19 protein-coding genes are annotated in these 16,251 nt (G+C 59.3%); 5 read left to right on the forward strand and 14 right to left on the reverse strand.

Translation table 11 applies throughout. The annotated features are described in order from the left end of the window. The first annotated feature begins 9 nt into the window (after nt 1-9). Nucleotides 10-807, forward strand: coding sequence for an acid phosphatase (locus tag H7688_RS02630; protein ID WP_183359470.1), 798 nt, complete (start codon nt 10-12; stop codon nt 805-807). A gap of 301 nt (nt 808-1,108) precedes the next feature. Here the strand turns inward: H7688_RS02630 and H7688_RS02635 are convergent, their stop codons facing one another. From H7688_RS02635 to H7688_RS22870, 7 genes are all read right to left on the reverse strand, one after another. After that, entirely contained in the window at nt 1,109-1,600 is a 492-nt protein-coding gene (locus tag H7688_RS02635; protein ID WP_198424446.1) for a DoxX family protein, read from the reverse strand. 183 nt (nt 1,601-1,783) lie between these two features. Then, nucleotides 1,784-2,239, reverse strand: a complete 456-nt coding sequence (locus H7688_RS02640) for a hypothetical protein (protein ID WP_183359471.1) — start codon at nt 2,237-2,239, stop codon at nt 1,784-1,786. A gap of 580 nt (nt 2,240-2,819) precedes the next feature. Further along, nucleotides 2,820-4,586 carry a cation:proton antiporter gene (locus H7688_RS02645; protein ID WP_183359472.1) on the reverse strand — a complete coding sequence of 589 codons (1,767 nt, stop codon included), beginning with the start codon at nt 4,584-4,586 and terminating at the stop codon, nt 2,820-2,822. Nucleotides 4,587-4,595: 9 nt separating this feature from the next. Continuing rightward, complete coding sequence (gene secF / locus H7688_RS02650; protein ID WP_183359473.1) at nt 4,596-5,516, reverse strand: protein translocase subunit SecF; 921 nt, start codon at nt 5,514-5,516, stop codon at nt 4,596-4,598. Nucleotides 5,517-5,745: 229 nt separating this feature from the next. Continuing rightward, nucleotides 5,746-6,096, reverse strand: coding sequence for a hypothetical protein (locus tag H7688_RS02655; RefSeq protein WP_183359474.1), 351 nt, complete (start codon nt 6,094-6,096; stop codon nt 5,746-5,748). A gap of 489 nt (nt 6,097-6,585) precedes the next feature. After that, nucleotides 6,586-7,704, reverse strand: coding sequence for a methyl-accepting chemotaxis protein (locus tag H7688_RS22545; RefSeq protein WP_371873154.1), 1,119 nt, complete (start codon nt 7,702-7,704; stop codon nt 6,586-6,588). A 2-nt stretch (nt 7,705-7,706) separates the two neighbouring features. After that, nucleotides 7,707-8,228, reverse strand: a complete 522-nt coding sequence (locus H7688_RS22870) for an MCP four helix bundle domain-containing protein (RefSeq protein WP_183359475.1) — start codon at nt 8,226-8,228, stop codon at nt 7,707-7,709. 259 nt (nt 8,229-8,487) lie between these two features. Between H7688_RS22870 and H7688_RS02670 the strand changes: the two genes are divergently transcribed. Then, nucleotides 8,488-9,111, forward strand: a complete 624-nt coding sequence (locus tag H7688_RS02670; protein WP_183359476.1) for a PAS domain-containing protein — start codon at nt 8,488-8,490, stop codon at nt 9,109-9,111. 145 nt (nt 9,112-9,256) lie between these two features. On the opposite strand, the gene H7688_RS02675 is transcribed toward H7688_RS02670, so the two are convergent. The 7 genes from H7688_RS02675 to H7688_RS02700 form a co-directional block, all read right to left on the reverse strand. Beyond that, nucleotides 9,257-9,883, reverse strand: a complete 627-nt coding sequence (locus H7688_RS02675; RefSeq protein ID WP_183359477.1) for a LysE/ArgO family amino acid transporter — start codon at nt 9,881-9,883, stop codon at nt 9,257-9,259. A 77-nt stretch (nt 9,884-9,960) separates the two neighbouring features. Further along, nucleotides 9,961-10,215, reverse strand: a complete 255-nt coding sequence (locus tag H7688_RS02680) for a cytochrome C (RefSeq protein ID WP_183359478.1) — start codon at nt 10,213-10,215, stop codon at nt 9,961-9,963. Nucleotides 10,216-10,784: 569 nt separating this feature from the next. Next, a complete protein-coding gene (locus H7688_RS02685; RefSeq protein ID WP_246329686.1) occupies nt 10,785-11,441 on the reverse strand; it encodes a PEP-CTERM sorting domain-containing protein in 657 nt (218 codons plus the stop codon). Between the two features lie 195 nt (nt 11,442-11,636). Beyond that, nucleotides 11,637-12,137, reverse strand: coding sequence for a hypothetical protein (locus tag H7688_RS02690; RefSeq protein WP_183359479.1), 501 nt, complete (start codon nt 12,135-12,137; stop codon nt 11,637-11,639). Next, nucleotides 12,134-12,259 (reverse strand): hypothetical protein, encoded by a 126-nt coding sequence (locus tag H7688_RS22765; protein WP_281379387.1) that lies wholly within the window; start codon nt 12,257-12,259, stop codon nt 12,134-12,136. Before H7688_RS22765 ends, H7688_RS02690 begins: the two co-directional genes overlap by 4 nt. A gap of 17 nt (nt 12,260-12,276) precedes the next feature. Further along, a complete protein-coding gene (locus tag H7688_RS02695) occupies nt 12,277-12,543 on the reverse strand; it encodes a hypothetical protein (protein ID WP_183359480.1) in 267 nt (88 codons plus the stop codon). Nucleotides 12,544-12,685: 142 nt separating this feature from the next. Further along, nucleotides 12,686-12,904, reverse strand: a complete 219-nt coding sequence (locus H7688_RS02700; RefSeq protein WP_183359481.1) for a hypothetical protein — start codon at nt 12,902-12,904, stop codon at nt 12,686-12,688. A 391-nt stretch (nt 12,905-13,295) separates the two neighbouring features. On the opposite strand from H7688_RS02700, the gene H7688_RS02705 reads away from it, so the two are divergent. The 3 genes from H7688_RS02705 to H7688_RS02715 all read left to right on the forward strand — a co-directional run bounded on the left by H7688_RS02705 (nt 13,296) and on the right by H7688_RS02715 (nt 16,234). Further along, nucleotides 13,296-13,997: a response regulator gene (locus H7688_RS02705; protein WP_183359482.1), complete on the forward strand. Its 702-nt coding sequence runs from the start codon at nt 13,296-13,298 to the stop codon at nt 13,995-13,997. A gap of 9 nt (nt 13,998-14,006) precedes the next feature. After that, nucleotides 14,007-15,098, forward strand: coding sequence for a sensor histidine kinase (locus tag H7688_RS02710; RefSeq protein WP_183359483.1), 1,092 nt, complete (start codon nt 14,007-14,009; stop codon nt 15,096-15,098). 203 nt (nt 15,099-15,301) lie between these two features. Further along, nucleotides 15,302-16,234 carry a bifunctional methionine sulfoxide reductase B/A protein gene (locus tag H7688_RS02715; RefSeq protein ID WP_183359484.1) on the forward strand — a complete coding sequence of 311 codons (933 nt, stop codon included), beginning with the start codon at nt 15,302-15,304 and terminating at the stop codon, nt 16,232-16,234. The last annotated feature ends 17 nt before the right edge of the window (nt 16,235-16,251 follow it).

Consider the following 16,251-nt stretch of genomic DNA (forward strand, 5'->3'; position numbering starts at 1 on the left):
GGAGGATCGATGATGAGAAGAGTTTCGCTAATCCTGTCGCTGCTGGTCTTGTGCTCGTTCCCGCAAGCCTACGCTGCCGGGCCTCCCGATGTGAGCGTCGGCTACGTCCAGCAGGGGATGGTCCCGCTTCCGGACAGTAAGGTGCTGCTTCCCCCACCGCCCGGCAAAGACTCGGCGACCTTGACGGCAGACGAAGTGGTTAGTCTCAACGCAATGCCGCTCAAGGGGGGCAAGCGCTGGGAACTCGCCATCCGTGATGCCGACCTGAGCTTCCCGGCTGCCGCCGCGACCTTTTCCTGCGCCTTGAACGTCCCGGTCAGCGAGAAGGAGACCCCGCATCTCTACACCCTGTTGCGCAGGTCGCTCGCCGATGCTGCCAATGCCGATGACGCCGCCAAAGCATTGTACAACCGCCCCCGTCCCTTCCTCGTCAACCACCAGGGGACCTGCACACCCGATGTCGAGCAGTTTCTGAGGGGAAGCGGTTCCTACCCATCCGGTCACTCCGCCATCGGCTGGGCCTGGGCGTTGATCCTGTCCGAGGTCGCCCCGCAGCATGCCGACGTCATTCTGCGTCGCGGTCTCGCCTTCGGGGAGAGTCGCATCGTCTGCAACGTACACTGGCAAAGCGACGTGGCCCAGGGCCGCATCATGGGAGCCAGCGCAGTTGCGCGCCTGCATGCAAGTCGGGAATTCCAGGAAGACCTAAAAGAAGCGAAAAAAGAAGTGGAGTCGCTGACGAAGAAAGGTTTATTACCAGACCAGGCAGCCTGCACTGCCGAAGCCGATACGCTCCGCCTGTGGTAATAGGAGGCGGTTGGTATCGTTATTTAGACGAGTCGTTGTGGCAGCTACTGGAGGATTTACCTGTTATAAGCTAAATTGGAACTTGAAATGCCAAGGGGGCAGGCACTATGTGTGCCTGCCCCCTCATCGTTGACAGCTCGAACAGTTCCCTATACTAGTTAAGAGCGATGTTCCCTGAGACCTGCTCGAATTATCTCTAAGACCTACCCGATACCGCGTTAAAACCTACTTGATGCTGCAAGCTAGCGCTGCAGAATCCCCCCTTGGAAAAGGGGGGACAGGGGGGATTCGCTTTTAAAGTTCAGTAACCATCCTGATGATGTCGCGAATCGAGACTCAACGGTCCCGAGCCAAACTGGGTTATGAGCAGCGCCCCGCCCAGCATCGCCAGATTCTTCATAAACATGATCATCTGAATCTGCGCAGCCCCCGGGTCATCCACCTTCCAGAAAGCGTGCATCATCAGGGTGACCGGCACCAGGAAAAGCACCAGGAGCCAGCCGCCGATCCTCGCATGGAAGCCGAAGAGCACACTGAGGGCCCCGACGAAGGCAATGATCCCCGAAACCGGCACCAGGAAGGACGCCAGCGGCACCCCTTGCGCTGCCGCGTACTCTATGGTCTGGCTACTGAAGTGTTGCGGCGCCGAGAACAGAAAGATGGCGGCGAAGAAAACCCGGCCAAAGAGGACGACGGCCTCGGTCACGTGGGTCTGGTGATGCTCATGCACCCCTTTCTCATCGAGGTGGAGCATGTGAAGCATGTCGTGATACATGTTGCTAACGGTGTTCATGGCTAACCTCCCTCTGAGCAATTGACAATTGGCAATTGACAATGGACGATGAAAGCCTAAACACCTGACCTGTCGAACGTGATCTTCTTATCGGTGATGCGTTCCTTGACGTCAATCGTCCACCGTCAATGTCAATTGTCTCACTCCTCAATTGTCAATCGTTTCCCATTCAATTGTCAATTGTCAATTGTCCACTGTCAATTGCCCTCCATCAAAGCTCTGGATCCAGAACGCCGACCCCTCTATGTCGTCGACCCCGTTGTAGCGGTAGGTGAAGGCCAGGTGCGAGCCGGGCTGGGGACGCACGGGGATCCTGATAGCGAAACTCCCTTGGTCACCCAGGTTGAGCACACTGGGAGCGATCAGGGCTCCCTCGGTCCCAGCAACCTTGCCGTCCGGACCGACCACCGATACCCAGACCACCAACCCCTCGGCGAACAGCCAACGCGTACTGCGAATCACCCCCGAAACGAGGACCCCGTCGTCGGAAACCTTGGTATCCCAGGCGAGTTTCATGTCGAACTGGCTGTACTTCTGCGGCAGCGTGGTGAACGGGTCCGGCGCAATCGGGCCCGTAGTGGCGCAACCTGCAGTTAAGATCAGCGCTGACAGAAGAACAGCTGCTACTGTCTGTTTCATAGTATCCCTCCCATAAAAACGCAGTCATTGTACCTCATCTGCACCGTTCCTCTCCACAAAATCTTCCTTTTCAGAGATACCAGGCCGTCCGGATAGCGAACCGGGTGATTGAGGGTGCGTCGTGCCGCGTCCATAATTTTTGCACGATTCACTGCTAGGGTGACTGGTACACCTGAAACTGCATCCGAGGGACAACGGAATGGATTCTGCCGCAATTGGAAAGATTATCGCCGCAAAGGCCAAGGCTTCAAAAGCGGGGAAGAGGCCGTTTTTACAACTTGGAGCGGGTGGTAACTGCACCCTGTGGGACAAGGATCCCCACAGGGGACGACGTGCCGTGATCCTGGGACACTGGGTGCTCGACGACACGCAGATCGGACTCATCCAGTCAATGGGCCTCATCCAATGCCCACAGCAGTCTGACGAAGATACCAAAGCTCGAGAGTAGCCGGCCGAAGCGGACCCGAGCCGCCCAGGTGGTCTCCATTCAACGTAAAAGGGTGCAGCGATCTCTCGCTGCACCCTTTTTTTGTCTCTCAACCAGGACTCCCTCTACGCGGCGACTCTCCACGCTAAGCCGTCACAGGGGAGACGTGTCCACCTGGTCTCCGCCAGTGTGATGCAGAGCCGGGAGTTCGTCCCTGACCCGCTCCCGTTCCCGATCGATCTGCTCCTCGGTCGCCCCGAGCCGACGCAGCATGAACTCGGTCATGTTCAGAGCGATCTCCCCCTCCCCGGAGAAAACCGCTGCGGCCCCGGCCTTCCTGAGTTCGGGGACCTCCCGCAGGTAGATGCTTCGGGCGATGATCTGCAACTCGGGGTTGAGATCCCGTGCAGCCCGGATCACCTCTGCGGTCCCCTGCATTCCGGCCGAGGTGATGATGAGAGCGGCGGCCCCACGTACTCCAGCTGCCTCGAGAACCGTGGGATCGCTCGCATCTCCCAGAAGTGCCGAGATCCCCTGGGCCTGAAGCTCGCGCACCGTCTGCAGGTTCAGCTCGATCACCACCGGTTCGATGTCGTTCTCGGTAAGCAGCCGGGTGAGCGTTCTGCCGGTAGGTCCGTAGCCGATGACCACCGCCGCAGCGCGGGACGCAGGTGGCAGCGGGGCCAGTTCCGCGTGCTTCCCGCTCCGCCGGGAACGTGTCTCCAGGTACTGCCAGAAACGGGTCGTCCTGGCCCGGCGCTCCATGGGCTGGATCAGCCGGTAGAGCAGCGGGTTGAGACTGATGGAGATGATGGCGGCCGCCACGATGGCATTGGAACCCTGCTCCCCCAAAACGCCGAGTCCCCGCCCCACGCTGGCCAGAATAAAGGAAAATTCGCCTATCTGCGCCAGTGCAAACGCGACGGCCAGCGCAACCCGCGGAGCGTACCCCAGGGCAAGGACCAGGATGAGCGCGGCAAGCGGTTTTCCCACCAGGATCACGGCCAGGGTGGCCAGTACGAGCCCCGGGGCCTGCAGCAACTGGCCGGGATCGAAGAGCATCCCCACCGAGACGAAGAAGAGCACGGCAAAGGCGTCCCGCATGGGGAGCGCCTCGGTTGCCGCACGCAGGCTGAAATCCGATTGTTTCACCACCATCCCCGCCAGGAACGCCCCCAGTGCCATGGAAACCCCGAAGATCTTGGCGGCGCCGACGGCGATTCCCAGGGCGACCACCAACACCGTAAGGGTGAACAACTCGCGGGAGCGGGTCCGGGCCACCTGCTCCAGCATCCAGGGGACCAGCCGGCCGCCGACGTAGAAGATCACGGCGACCAGGAGGGAAATCTTGACCAGCGAGGTCCCGGCCGCCACCAGGAGCCCGGTCGGCCCGGTGTTCCCCGGTGCGAAGAGCGCCGGAAGTATCACCAGAAGAAACACCGTGAGGATGTCCTCGACGACCAGCCACCCCACGGCGATGTGCCCGGCCGGCGTGTGCAGCTCGTTGTTGTCCACCAACACCCGCAAAAGGACCACGGTGCTGGCGACCGAAACCGCGAAGCCGAAGACGATCCCGGCGGACCAGCTCCACCCCAGCCAGCGCGCCACCAGGCAGGACAAAAGCGTTGCCGCCGCGCTCTGGCAGAGGGCGCCGGGAACGGCCACCCGGCGCACCTCGAGCAGTTCCTTGAAGTGGAACTGCAGCCCGACCCCGAACATGAGCAGGATGATGCCGATTTCGGCCAGTTGTTCGGCGAGGACCCGGTTCGCGACAAATCCCGGGGTGTGCGGGCCGACCGCAATGCCGGCTACCAGGTAGCCGACGATGGAGGAGAGACCGAGCCGGTGGGTGAGGTAGCCAAAGACGAGTGCCGCGCTCAGGCCGCCGGTGACGGTCAGTATCAGGGTGAGATCATGCATGGATCAGGTTCACCTTCCTCTCGTGGGTAGTGCGCTCCCCATGCGTCTCTCCAACTCCGCGACAATCGGGGCAGCGATGAAGATCGAGGAGTAGGTTGCGATAACCACCCCGGTTACCAGGGCCAGGGCGAAGTCGTGGATCACCTCACCGCCGAACAGCAAGAGCGAAGCGGCCGCCAGGAACGTGGTGAGGGAGGTAATTACGGTGCGCGGCAGCACTTCGTTGATGCTGAAGTTGAAAATCTCCGCAAGCGGCTGGTCCAGATTGCGCTGCATGTTTTCCCTGATCCGGTCGAAGACCACCACCGTGTCGGTAAGCGAGTAGCCGGCGATGGTCAGGATGGCAGTCACGAACAGCAGGTTGATCTCCTTGTCCAGCACGAAGAACAGGGCGACCATGGCAAGGATGTCGTGCAGCGTGGCGACGATGGCGCCGATGCCGAACCTGGTGTCGAAGCGCCAGGCGATGTAGCCCACGATCCCCAGCATGACGAAACCGATCGCCTTCAGCGTGTCCCCCTTGAGCTTGTCCCCGATGGCGGGGCCGATCTCGGTGGAACTTTCGACAACGAAGGCGTTCTGCGGGAACTCCTTCTGGAACGCTCCGGTAATCTGCTCGGCCAGGTTCGCCGTCTCGTGGCGCGCCTTGCCCACCTTTATGAGCAGCCGGTTCCCGTCCGCGATCTCCTGGAGCTGCGCCTCGGGGATGCCGCTGCGCCCGAGAAGCGCCCTCGCCTGGTCCAGCGGCACCGGCTGCTGGAAGCTCAGCTGCACCGAGGTCCCGCCGGAGAAATCGATCCCCATGTTGGCGGCGTTCCTGGCGATCTGGACGACGCCGATTATTCCAATGATGGTAATGATAGCAGAGATGAGGAAACTGATCTTCCTCTTTCCAATAAAGTCAATGGCTGTATTTTTCAGAAGTTCCACAACGAGTCTCCTTAAGGGCACGGGCGCGGAAGGCCCAGCCCGGTACACCGGCTGATTGCCGGGACAAGGGGGTACAGGGGGCTCGGCCGGCACGCGACGCGCATGCCCAAAAGGAGATCGCAGCGCGAACTGGACCGTCGCTCTGGTGCAGAAAAAGAGCGTCGTCTCGACTGAAGGAACAGCGCAGAGTAATAGCGCCGGACCAAGCGGGATGTAGACGTCGGAGTGGTTAGGCTGGCGGTGCGCGCGCGGGGAGAGACGCGAGGGAGCTGGATCGGAAAGAGTCGTTTCTGAGATCAACGCCGCTAACCAGCAGGAACCGGGAATCGGCGCACGGCGCTGCGGCGAGAATCAGGAACGAGGTGGAGGATTTGCCCAGTTTGAAATGGGCGGATTTGTGGGAGGTCTTGCAGACCGCCGCGCTGTCCGCATGTTTGGCGACCAGCGAGAGCCCGGAGGTCAGGTCCGACGCACCGTTCCAGGCGGGAAGGTTAACGCCCTGCGCGACGAAGAAAACCGTCAGCGCCACGATCAGCGGCAGCAGGAAATTCCTGGATGTGAAATTACGGGAAGGATGCATCGTGCCCCCACCCTATACGAATTTTACCGGGAGGGCAAGCTTCGGCCGCGAGAATGTCCGACATGATCCAGCGAAAGTGAACAGTTTCGACAGGAGAGGTGATACGTTCCGGCAGATGTGCATCACATTTTTGCAAACGTCGAAACTTTTTTATCAAAGTGACTTACTTTCCTTTAGAAGTCGGCATTTTTCCGGCGACGTAGCACATCTTTCAGCAGAAGTGGGTGACTTCCCCCTGAACGTGGAAAGCTTTCAGAAATGATTTCAACTTTCCGCGAAAAGTGACCACATCTGCAGGACAGTTGAAACATCTGGGGGAAACATAGTCATTTTCTGCCGGAATGTTGGCACGTTTACCGGGGAGTTGTACCAAAATGCCTGCACCGGGATCCCGATGCAGGCACGCTGGATTAACGTTGCAGATACGTACTACGACAGTTGGGGGAGCGCCGATCGACAAGGCCACCCCGGAAACCTTTCAGGTAATGATTAACCTAGCTTGAACTGACTGACGAGGCTGCGCAGATCCTCGGCCAGGCCTGCCAGTTGTCGGGCTGCTTCCGCTGACTGTTGGGCTCCGCACGAGGTATCGTGTACCACCTGGGTGATCTGCTGGATGTTGCCGGTTATCTCCCCGGTGGTCGCAGTCTGTTCTTCCGCCGCCGTTGCGATCTGATTCGCCTGCAGGGTAACCTCGCTGATGCGGTTGAGGATTTCTTGCAGGGCCTCACCCGATTTGGCCGCCTCCGCGGTTCCCGCCTCGACTTCCTGGACGCCCTGCTGCATCGCCTCAACCGCTCCCTTGGTCTCCGTCTGGATCATCTTGATCATGTTGGAGATTTCCCCGGTGGCCCTGGTGGTGCGTTCGGCCAGTGCCCTCACTTCATCGGCCACCACCGCGAAGCCACGCCCCTGCTCCCCTGCCCGGGCAGCCTCGATAGCTGCGTTCAAGTCGAGGAGGTTGGTCTGGTCCGCAATATCCTGGATGGTGCCGATGATCTCGCCGATCTGGTCGCTACGCGACCCCAAACCTGCCACCGTGGTGGCAGAAGAAGTTACCCGCGCGGCGATCTGCTGCATTACGGTTACGGTTTTGTCCACAATTGCGGCGCCGGTGAGGGCCGTGTCTGTCGCCTGTTTACTCCCCTCGGCGGTCTGGTGGCAGCTGTGCGCGATCGTCATAGAGGTGGCAGCCATCTCCTCGCTGGCGGTGGCAACCGTTGCGGTCTGTGCCGCAACCTCCTCTGCGCCTGTCGCGATCCGTTCCGCTGTGGAGTTGAGCTGTCCGGCCGCCTCCGCCACCTGCAGGCTGCTCTGCACCACCTGGTTCATGGTTTGCTGCAGTTTATCTGTCATCTCGTTCACTTCCCCCGCCAGCATCCCCATCTCGTCGCGGGTCCGGACCGAGGAACGGGCCGTCAGGTCGCCCGCCGCCACCTGGGACAAGGTGTCGTAGACCATCTGGAGCGGACGGCTGATGGAATTGGCAATGAGCAGCCCTATCAAGGAGAGGAACAGGGCTGCGAAGATGGCCACCCCGACCATCACCTTGAAAGAAACCCGGTAGGATGCCAAATCCCTGGTGTAGCTCGATTGAGCCTCGTTCACATTCAGGTCGACCAGGTCGTCAATGGCCTTGACGGCTTCACGCTGAGAGGTGCCACCGTATCAGTGGCAAAGAGTAGTGCGGCGGCGCGGCCCTCGGGGTTACCCACGCTATCCTTCGCCATCTGCTCCAGTTTGGTACCCTGGACCAAATACTCTTCGCATCCCAGCCGAAACTTTTCGATGAGCTCTTTTTCCTGCGGTTCCAGGTCGAATTTAAGGAAGTCGGCAATGCCCTCCTTGATCGCCTGCTTTCTTTTTACGATGTCTTCTGCCTTTGCGGCAAACTTCGCCGGGTCATGGAGTATCAGCATGTAGACCAGGTTCAGGCGTATCCCCTGCAGGTTGTTTTTCAGGTCGTTGAGCATGTCGACGTGCTTTACCGCGGTACTCAATTCCTTCTCGTCGTCGGCCATGGCTCCCATCTTCGAGAGCCCCAACCAGACGACCAGGGACATGACACACACCGCCAAGAAAACCATGACCTGCAATTTTGTTTTAACCCTGAGATTCATCCAAATGTTCACGTAGTCCCTCCTTCGCCGTGTGTGCCGCAAAACGTGCTGAATCCGTCAAAACTCTCACCCCTCTTGTCGCCACCACATATTACAAACTTGAGGGATAAATCTTACATTTCTTTCCTATAGCACCTCACCCACCGGCGTTGGTCTCGCAATGGACTGCACAGAGAATCTCGATCCCCCTCTCTTGACTCACGTATGAAAATTACCTACACTGCTCAACGTATACAAAACATTCACATCTCCCCTATCTTGCAAGCCCCCCATGTCGAGATATGTCATGCCACTAAAGAACCTGACAGACAACGAGTACCTCAGAGCAGTCATCGATGCCATTCCTTCACTCGTGTTCATAGTCGACACCGACCTGAAGGTTCTCGATGTTAACCGAGCTGCCCGAAAGGTACTTGGTTCCGAGTCGGAGCTCATATTAAAACGACTCTGTGGGGAAGTACTACACTGTATCCATGAACTGGATTCTCACAAGAAGTGTGGGCAGACACCCTTCTGCGAAGACTGTATACTTCGAATCGCGGTTACCAGGGCGAGCGAAAGTAGCCGCATGTTCCGAGAAAAGTACCGAATGGTGCACCGTCGTAACAATACCGATTACCAAGCTGACTATTTTGTCACCGCATCACCGTTCAACCACAATGGCAGCACCCTCCTGATCATGGTACTGGAGGACGTCACCGAACTGCTTGCGCTAAGGTGTCTTTCAACGATCTGTTCCAACTGCCACAAAATAAAGAATGAAGAGGGAACTTGGGAGAAGGTGCACGAGTACCTGGCAAGGAAGGAAAATATTCTCTTCTCTCATGGGATCTGCAGAGACTGTGCGAAACAACTCTTCCCGGAATTTGCCGAACGAATGGAGGAGCCTGGCTAGATAGGTGTCGTGTTCCTGCCCCCAATTCCAAAGGGGGCGTTCCCCTGCCCCACTTGTTTCCTTCCCTAAAAAGAAAAGGGCGCTGCCGAAGCAACGCCCTTCTTTCGATCCCGTTTGCGGTACAGGCCGCACCATTCCGTAAAAATCAGCTGTTCCAGGCAAGGTTTGCCGCAATCCCCCACATGGTGCAACCGACTACGGTGTCGAGCACACGCCAGGCAAGGGGCCTGCGGAACAGAGGGGCGAGCACCCGAGCACCATAGCCGAGACCATAGAACCAGGTACAGGAGGCGGAAATCGCCCCCAGGGCAAACAGCATCCGGGAGGGAACCGTATACTGACCAGCCACGCTGCCGAGGAGCAGGACCGTGTCAAGAAAGACATGGGGGTTGAGCAAGGTGAGCATGAGCGTGGTAACGGCGACCTTGGCCAGGGAGTCGGCATCGGTTTCGGCGTCATCGGTCGTGAGGGTTCCCGGCGAGGCCGCAGATTTGAAGGATCGTAGCCCGTAGAAGAACAGGAAAGCGACTCCCCCCCAAAGCGTTGCCTGCAACAGGCGCGGCGAAGAGGCCACCAGCGAGCTGAAGCCACCGGTCCCCAGGGAGATCAGCAAGGCGTCGCAGACGAAACAGATGCTACAGACCGTAAAGACGTACTGGCGCCGTAACCCTTGCCGTAACACAAAGGCATTCTGGCTGCCAATAGCCATGATCAGGCTCGCGCCAAGTCCGAAGCCGCTGAATGCCGGGGAAAGAGAAGAAATCAGGGTCATCGTTATCCAATCTTTTCAAAATGAGCTAGGCCGTCCTGCAAGTGAACCTGGCAGGACCGGCCGCGGGCAAAATCAGCTCAACGTTTCACGAGTTTGTGGCAGATGAGGCACTGTTCCTTGGGAGGATGGTGCTTGAGGTACTTGATGGAGTGGCATTCGCTGCACCCTTTCTCCAGGGCCTCGCGCCCCTCCCCTGCCAGCTGGCCACGATAGGCCCCCCAGTGCGCTTCGTCGAACGGGGTGTCCTGCCCCCTTCCCCTCAGCGCGCCGAAGGCAAGCACCAACAGCAGCAGCAACACCCCCACGGCAATACCGGCATCTCGTTTGTTCAAAGCCATATGGTTACCTGATTAACGCCCATCGTCCGCTCGCAAGGATTTCCCCCTCCCCTTCAAGGGGAGGGTCGGGTGGGGATGGGGCCAGTGCTCATTGGCGCCTTCCCCGAGGGAGCCTAAATTAGGTCAAAGCGACGCCGGAGGCAAGAGGAGTTTTTCAGGAGGGGCTGGTTCAGGAAGCAGACGCGCCGGTGGATCTCGTTCCAGAGGAAGATTCTTCAGCGATTTTCGGTGAAAGCGTCAAGAAGGCCTTTTGTCCAGCCATTGCGACACCTATAAGCAAATACCACTGCCCCCCTTCGCAGAGGGGAACGCGGGGCCGCCTGCGCTGGCAAAACGGTCGCCTTCGCTCAATCGGGAGGGGGAATTGTTGGGAGCGGAAAGATTCGCGACAATCAGGAAGGCTTTTAAGTAAGGTCTCTCCTGATGAGCGTTGAACTTCGGCCAGTGCGTCCCTCCCCCTTCAAGGGGGAGGACAGGAGGGGGATGGGGATCGACACCGCCTGTAAAGAAAAAGGGCACTGCCGAAGCAGCGCCCTTTTTGTCGACTCCGTGTGCGGTACTGACTATGCGTTCTTCCGGCGCTTTCCGGCAACCGCCAGGCCGAAGAGCCCCGCTCCAAGAAGCAGCAAGGTGCTCGGTTCAGGAACGGGGGCAGGTCCGACCTGGGCTTGCACGTACTCCTTGCCGCCATTGCTGTCCAGGGAGTAGGGAGAAATCCAGTAGAAGTCGGCGACATAGTTGGCGGTGCTTAAATCGGCCTCCGTGACGAGCGCCTGCGCAGTTGCGGAAAGCTGGCCGAAGGTCCAGTAGCCCAACTCTTCCCAGATAGCGGTCTGCAGGTTGTCTTGTGCCCCTCCCCTGCCGTTCTGGGCATAGTTGTGAAGGAGATAGGCTACTTGCCGGACATTTGCCGTGCTCGCACCGTACAGGATGCCGTCGGTATTGACGTCAGCCCGGTACGTGCCGCCCGCGTTGATATGGCGGGGATAATCCATGCAATAGTCCCACGCCAGGGGGGACCCGTTCAGGGAGGATTGGTCTATCGACCCTCCACCATATCCCGAGAACTGATTACCCAGCGTGAAGGTAGCAGTAAAAGAGGTCGCGTAGGATGTTGATGCGACCAGAACCATCAGGCATACGATAAAGAGAATTTTTTTCATGGTGGTACCCGCCCCGTTCTCAAAAGTTGCCAACGACGGATAAATAGCAACCACCATGCCAGCAGGTAACCACCCTATTCAGCGCACCTTTCCATTTTCATCGATCATTTGGGGAATGGCATCTGTAAACAATCCCGACACCACACTGTAAAGTTTTTCATCACATCCCTTAGGTAAATGGAGGGTAGGCCTGGGGATTTGGAGCGGAGGAAAGCGACCTGCCACCGTTGAAGTGTGAGGCGATTCCCCGGCTCAGGGGGTGGTGTGGAGCGGTGCGAGGATGTGCCGCAGCGCTTCACCTTGCAGGACGCCCTGAGCCAGTAGCGCGTGGGCCAGTGTTTCTATCACCTGCCAGACCCGAGCGTCTTCCATCCACCGGTGCAAGCGTTCCATGATGCTGCTGCTGACCATGCCGACCCTCCGGTCATCACCCAGCACGCTCCAGGCCTGTTCCTGCCAGAGGGCCAGGTCACTTAACGGGAAGATCGCCTCGCCTCGGTGGGGAGTCTCCTGCAGGTAACGCTCTTCCGCGGCCAGGCCGGCCAAGGTCACCAACCCGAATTCGTACAACCCGAGGAAGGCCTCCCGGTCGAGCTGGGCCTCTCCCTGTGCAGAGTAGCCCCGCCAGGAACCGCAATCCTCGGCGTCCATGGCGACCCGCTCCACGGCAAAACGCCCGCGGGCGACGAGGATCTGCACCACCGCGTGTCCGGCATGGTGGATCGCCCTGCGGCGGGGCTCAGGGAGCGTCATAGCCGCCACCCCAGCCCAGGCATGCTGCGCGCCTCCGGTTGGTGGCCGAAGACGCGCAGCATTCCCAGGTACCGGGCGCTGTCGCGATACCCGTAGTTTTCCCGTGCGGAAACCCTGGTCATCGACTTCCCCGGATGGTCTACTTCGGCTTGCGCGGCGACTCTTCCTTGTCGCACAGGGTACGAACCGACGACACCATGTTCCAGTCGTAATAGGTGTTGATTGCCTCTTTCTGCCCCTCTTCCTCCGAGATCCTCAGGAACTCGTCACCCAGAAAGAGCGTGGCCTCGGCGTACACCTTCCCTTCGTTGACCTGTACCTTGATCCCCTTGCGCAGTTTGCGCGACAGGCTGCCGTGCACCGGCATCGATGCGTATTCAAAGACCTTTTCCCAGACAGCTTTCATGACCCTTCCTCCTTGTAGTGCAGTTGATGGCAAAAAAAAGCCGGCTGGTCGTTATGACCTGCCGGCATCGTTGCAAGGCTGACTGAAGACTATGATGTTGGTGCTACGGGGTTCTTGGGTTTCAGCCGTAACGGGGAACCTGTCAGACCGGGGGATTAAGCGGCCCGAACCAATCGCCGTTCAAGGTCTCGATCGGGGAGGTGTCGGCAATGCCGTGCAGCAGCGCCACCAGGTTTCCGTTGGCATCGGGGCGAATGGCGACGATCCTCAGTTCGTGTTTCTGGCGCCCCTCCTTATGGTGGCCGTTGGGGTCGTACCAGTATTTTCCTGCGGCGGTCGGTTTTTCAGCGGTCCATGACATAATCATCCCTCCCCTGTGGCGTTAGTGAACTGCTTGGCAGATGAAACACGTGCTCCAGGATGGTGCTTTACGGTGAAATACCGGCCCAATAACGAAAAAACTCGACATACCGTAAAGGCATACCGAGCTTCGTTGCTGGCGGGGTAAACATATTTGGCGCAACTATGCCAGACCGGCAGGCATAATTCAAGCTCTTTGGTGGTTCGTGCCGGAAAATATCGTACACGGGGTGCTCATAGGCCCGATGCCTGAACCCGGTGGTGGTTTCCGGGACGCACGAGCTTTCTTCCACCCCTTCTTTCTCTGAGCTTTGGTCCAGTGAGCTTTCCAACTGTTTCTCTAAATACCTCGCTGGCTGGCAGATACTGAGTGCGATGGTAGTATTGTTCTCATGAGCAAGAAAACCATACTCATAGCCGAGGACGACGACACCACCGCCTCGCTGATCGCCGCCTACCTGGAGCGGGAGAATTTCGCAGCGGTTATCGCAGCGGACGGGGAGACCTGCCTGAGAGAGTTCCAGGCACGCGCCCCCATTCTGGTGATCCTCGATATCATGCTCCCCGGGATCGATGGCTGGGATATCTGCCGGAGCATCCGCAAGGAGTCCGACGTTCCCATCATCATGCTCACGGCACGTATCGAGGAGATCGACCGGGTAGCGGGGCTGGCCATGGGTGCCGACGACTACGTGGTGAAGCCTTTCAGCATCAGGGAACTCGTGGAAAGGGTGAAGGCGATACTGCGCCGGACCCGACCGGTTTCCCCCCTCCCCGTCCCGGAAGTGCTCCGGTACGGCACCCTCACGCTCGATCCCGTCAGGCGCACGGTAACACTGGACGGAGAGCCGCTCTCGCTCACCGCGCTGGAATTCTCCCTGCTCACTACGCTCATGGCGACACCAGGCCGGGCCTTTTCCCGGGCCGAGCTCCTCGACACCTGCTACCAAGGGGACATCGAGGTGGTCGACCGGGTGATCGACGTGCACATCAGCAAGTTGCGCCAGAAAATAGAGAAGACCCCGTCTGCCCCGCGCTACATTCACACCCTAAGGGGGTTCGGGTACCGCTTCGGCGACGGCAGGGATGCCTAGGGGGGCGGGATGAAACGGAAACTTCTCTGGAAACTCCTCCTCGGCAACATCATCCCGGTTATCGCGGTCATCGTCTTGTTGGTCTGGCTCTTCGTGGACCGGCTGGCAGCCGACTACTTCGCCTCGCTCATGAAGCAGTACCACATCGATCCCATCGACTCCCACCGCATGTTCCTGACCGCGATCCACCGCTACCTGATCAGTGCCTCGCTGGTCGCCCTGGCCCTTGCCTTCATCCTGAACTACCTGATGACCCGCAAGCTTTTGCGGCCGCTGTTCCAGATGACCGCCATCACGCGCCAGATCGCCAGCGGCAACTACACGGAGCGGGCGGATGTCGTCACCTCTGACGAGGTCGGGGAGCTGGCCCAGTCCTTCAACCTGATGGCGGAGAGCCTGGAAAAGCTGGAGAAGTTGCGCAAGAACATGGTCGCAGACATGGCGCACGAGTTGCGGACTCCCTTAACCAACCTGCGCGGCTGCCTGGAAGCCCTGGCCGATGGGGTGGTGCCGGTCTCGCGGGAGACCTTTGCCACCCTGGAAAAGGAAACCCTGCGCCTGGTCCGCCTGGTGGAAGATCTCCAGCAACTGGCACGCGCCGACGCGGCCAAGGCGTTTTTGCACCGGGAGTCTCTTTCCCTGCACGAGCAGTTGCGCCAGATCGTGGAACTCTACCGGTTCAACCTGCAGGAGAAGGGGGTGCAGGTTACCTGGCAATTGGAGCCCGGGACCGAGACGGTCTACGCGGACCGGGACAAGCTGTTGCAGGCGATCCGCAACCTGGTGGACAACGCCTGGAAGTACTCGCGGCCCCAAGGGACCGTGGTGATCTCGACCAAGCTGACTGCGGAGGGGGTCAGGACCGAGTTGGCCAACCAGGGGGAGGGAATCGACCAGGCGAGTCTCCCCTTCATTTTCGAGCGGTTTTTCCGGGCCGAACGTTCCCGGTCGCGCCAGGTGGGCGGCGCCGGGATCGGGCTCGCAATAGTAAAGGAACTTATCGAGGCACACGGCGGACAACTCGGAGCAGAGAGCGACCAGGAGTGGACCCGCGTCTGGTTCACCTTGCCAGGCCGTGCCCCCTCTTTACCAAAACTTTAAGGTAACGGAATAATCCCTTCACACATCCTTGCTACCATGCACACATGAGGCAGGCAAAACCGGGAAAGGGGGATTTTCACATGATCAGCGGTAGATTTGGTTACATACTAGTAATCGTGGTAGTGGTTCTCGCGGCCACGGCCGTGTTGGCAATGAGGTACCAAGGATCCCCGGGTACCCAGCAGGGAGGAAAGGAGACCGGCATGACACGGAAATATTCGGAGGAAGAGTTGAAGAAACGACTGACTCCGCTTCAGTACAGCGTTACCCAGAAAGAAGGGACCGAGCCCCCCTTCAAGAACGAGTTCTGGGACGAGCATCGTGACGGGCTGTACGTCGACATCGTGAGCGGAGAGCCGCTCTTCTCGTCGAAAGACAAGTTCGATTCCGGCACCGGTTGGCCCAGCTTCACCAGGCCGATCGAGGGGACGAGCCTCGTCGAAAAGCGGGATCTGGGGTTTGGTTCCATCCGGACCGAGGTGCGCTCCAAAGAGGCGGACTCACACCTGGGGCATGTCTTCGAGGACGGCCCCCGGGACAAGGGGGGGCTGCGCTACTGCATCAACTCCGCAGCCCTGCGCTTTGTCCCCGTCGATGACCTGGAGAAGTCGGGTTATGGCAAGTTCCTGCCGGTTTTCGGTAGGCCGGCCCCGGCGGCGCCGGCCAAGCAGGTGGCGACGCTGGCTGGGGGATGTTTCTGGGGGATGCAGGACCTTTTGCGTCAGCAGCCCGGCGTACTTGGGACCGAGGTTGGTTATACCGGGGGTGAGGTAGCGAACGCCACCTATCAAAACCACGCGGGGCATGCCGAGGCGGTGCGCATCGAGTTCGACCCGACCAAGACCAGCTACGAGGCGCTCTTGCGTTTCTTCTTCCGGATGCACGATCCGACCACCTTGAACCGCCAGGGGAACGATGTCGGTTCCAGTTACCGCAGCGCCATCTTTTACCACAACGAAGAGCAGAAGCGGGTTGCCGAGCGGGTCAAGGCAGAGGTCAATGCCAGCGGCAAATGGCCCAGGCCGGTAGTCACCGAGATAACCGCAGCAGGCCCCTGGTGGCGTGCCGAGGACTATCACCAGGACTACCTGGTGAAAAATCCCGGTGGGTACACCTGTCATTGGGTGAGGGAGTAAGGGTCAGCACAGCTGAA

This window comes from Geomonas limicola, assembly GCF_014193675.1.
GTDB lineage: Bacteria > Desulfobacterota > Desulfuromonadia > Geobacterales > Geobacteraceae > Geomonas > Geomonas limicola.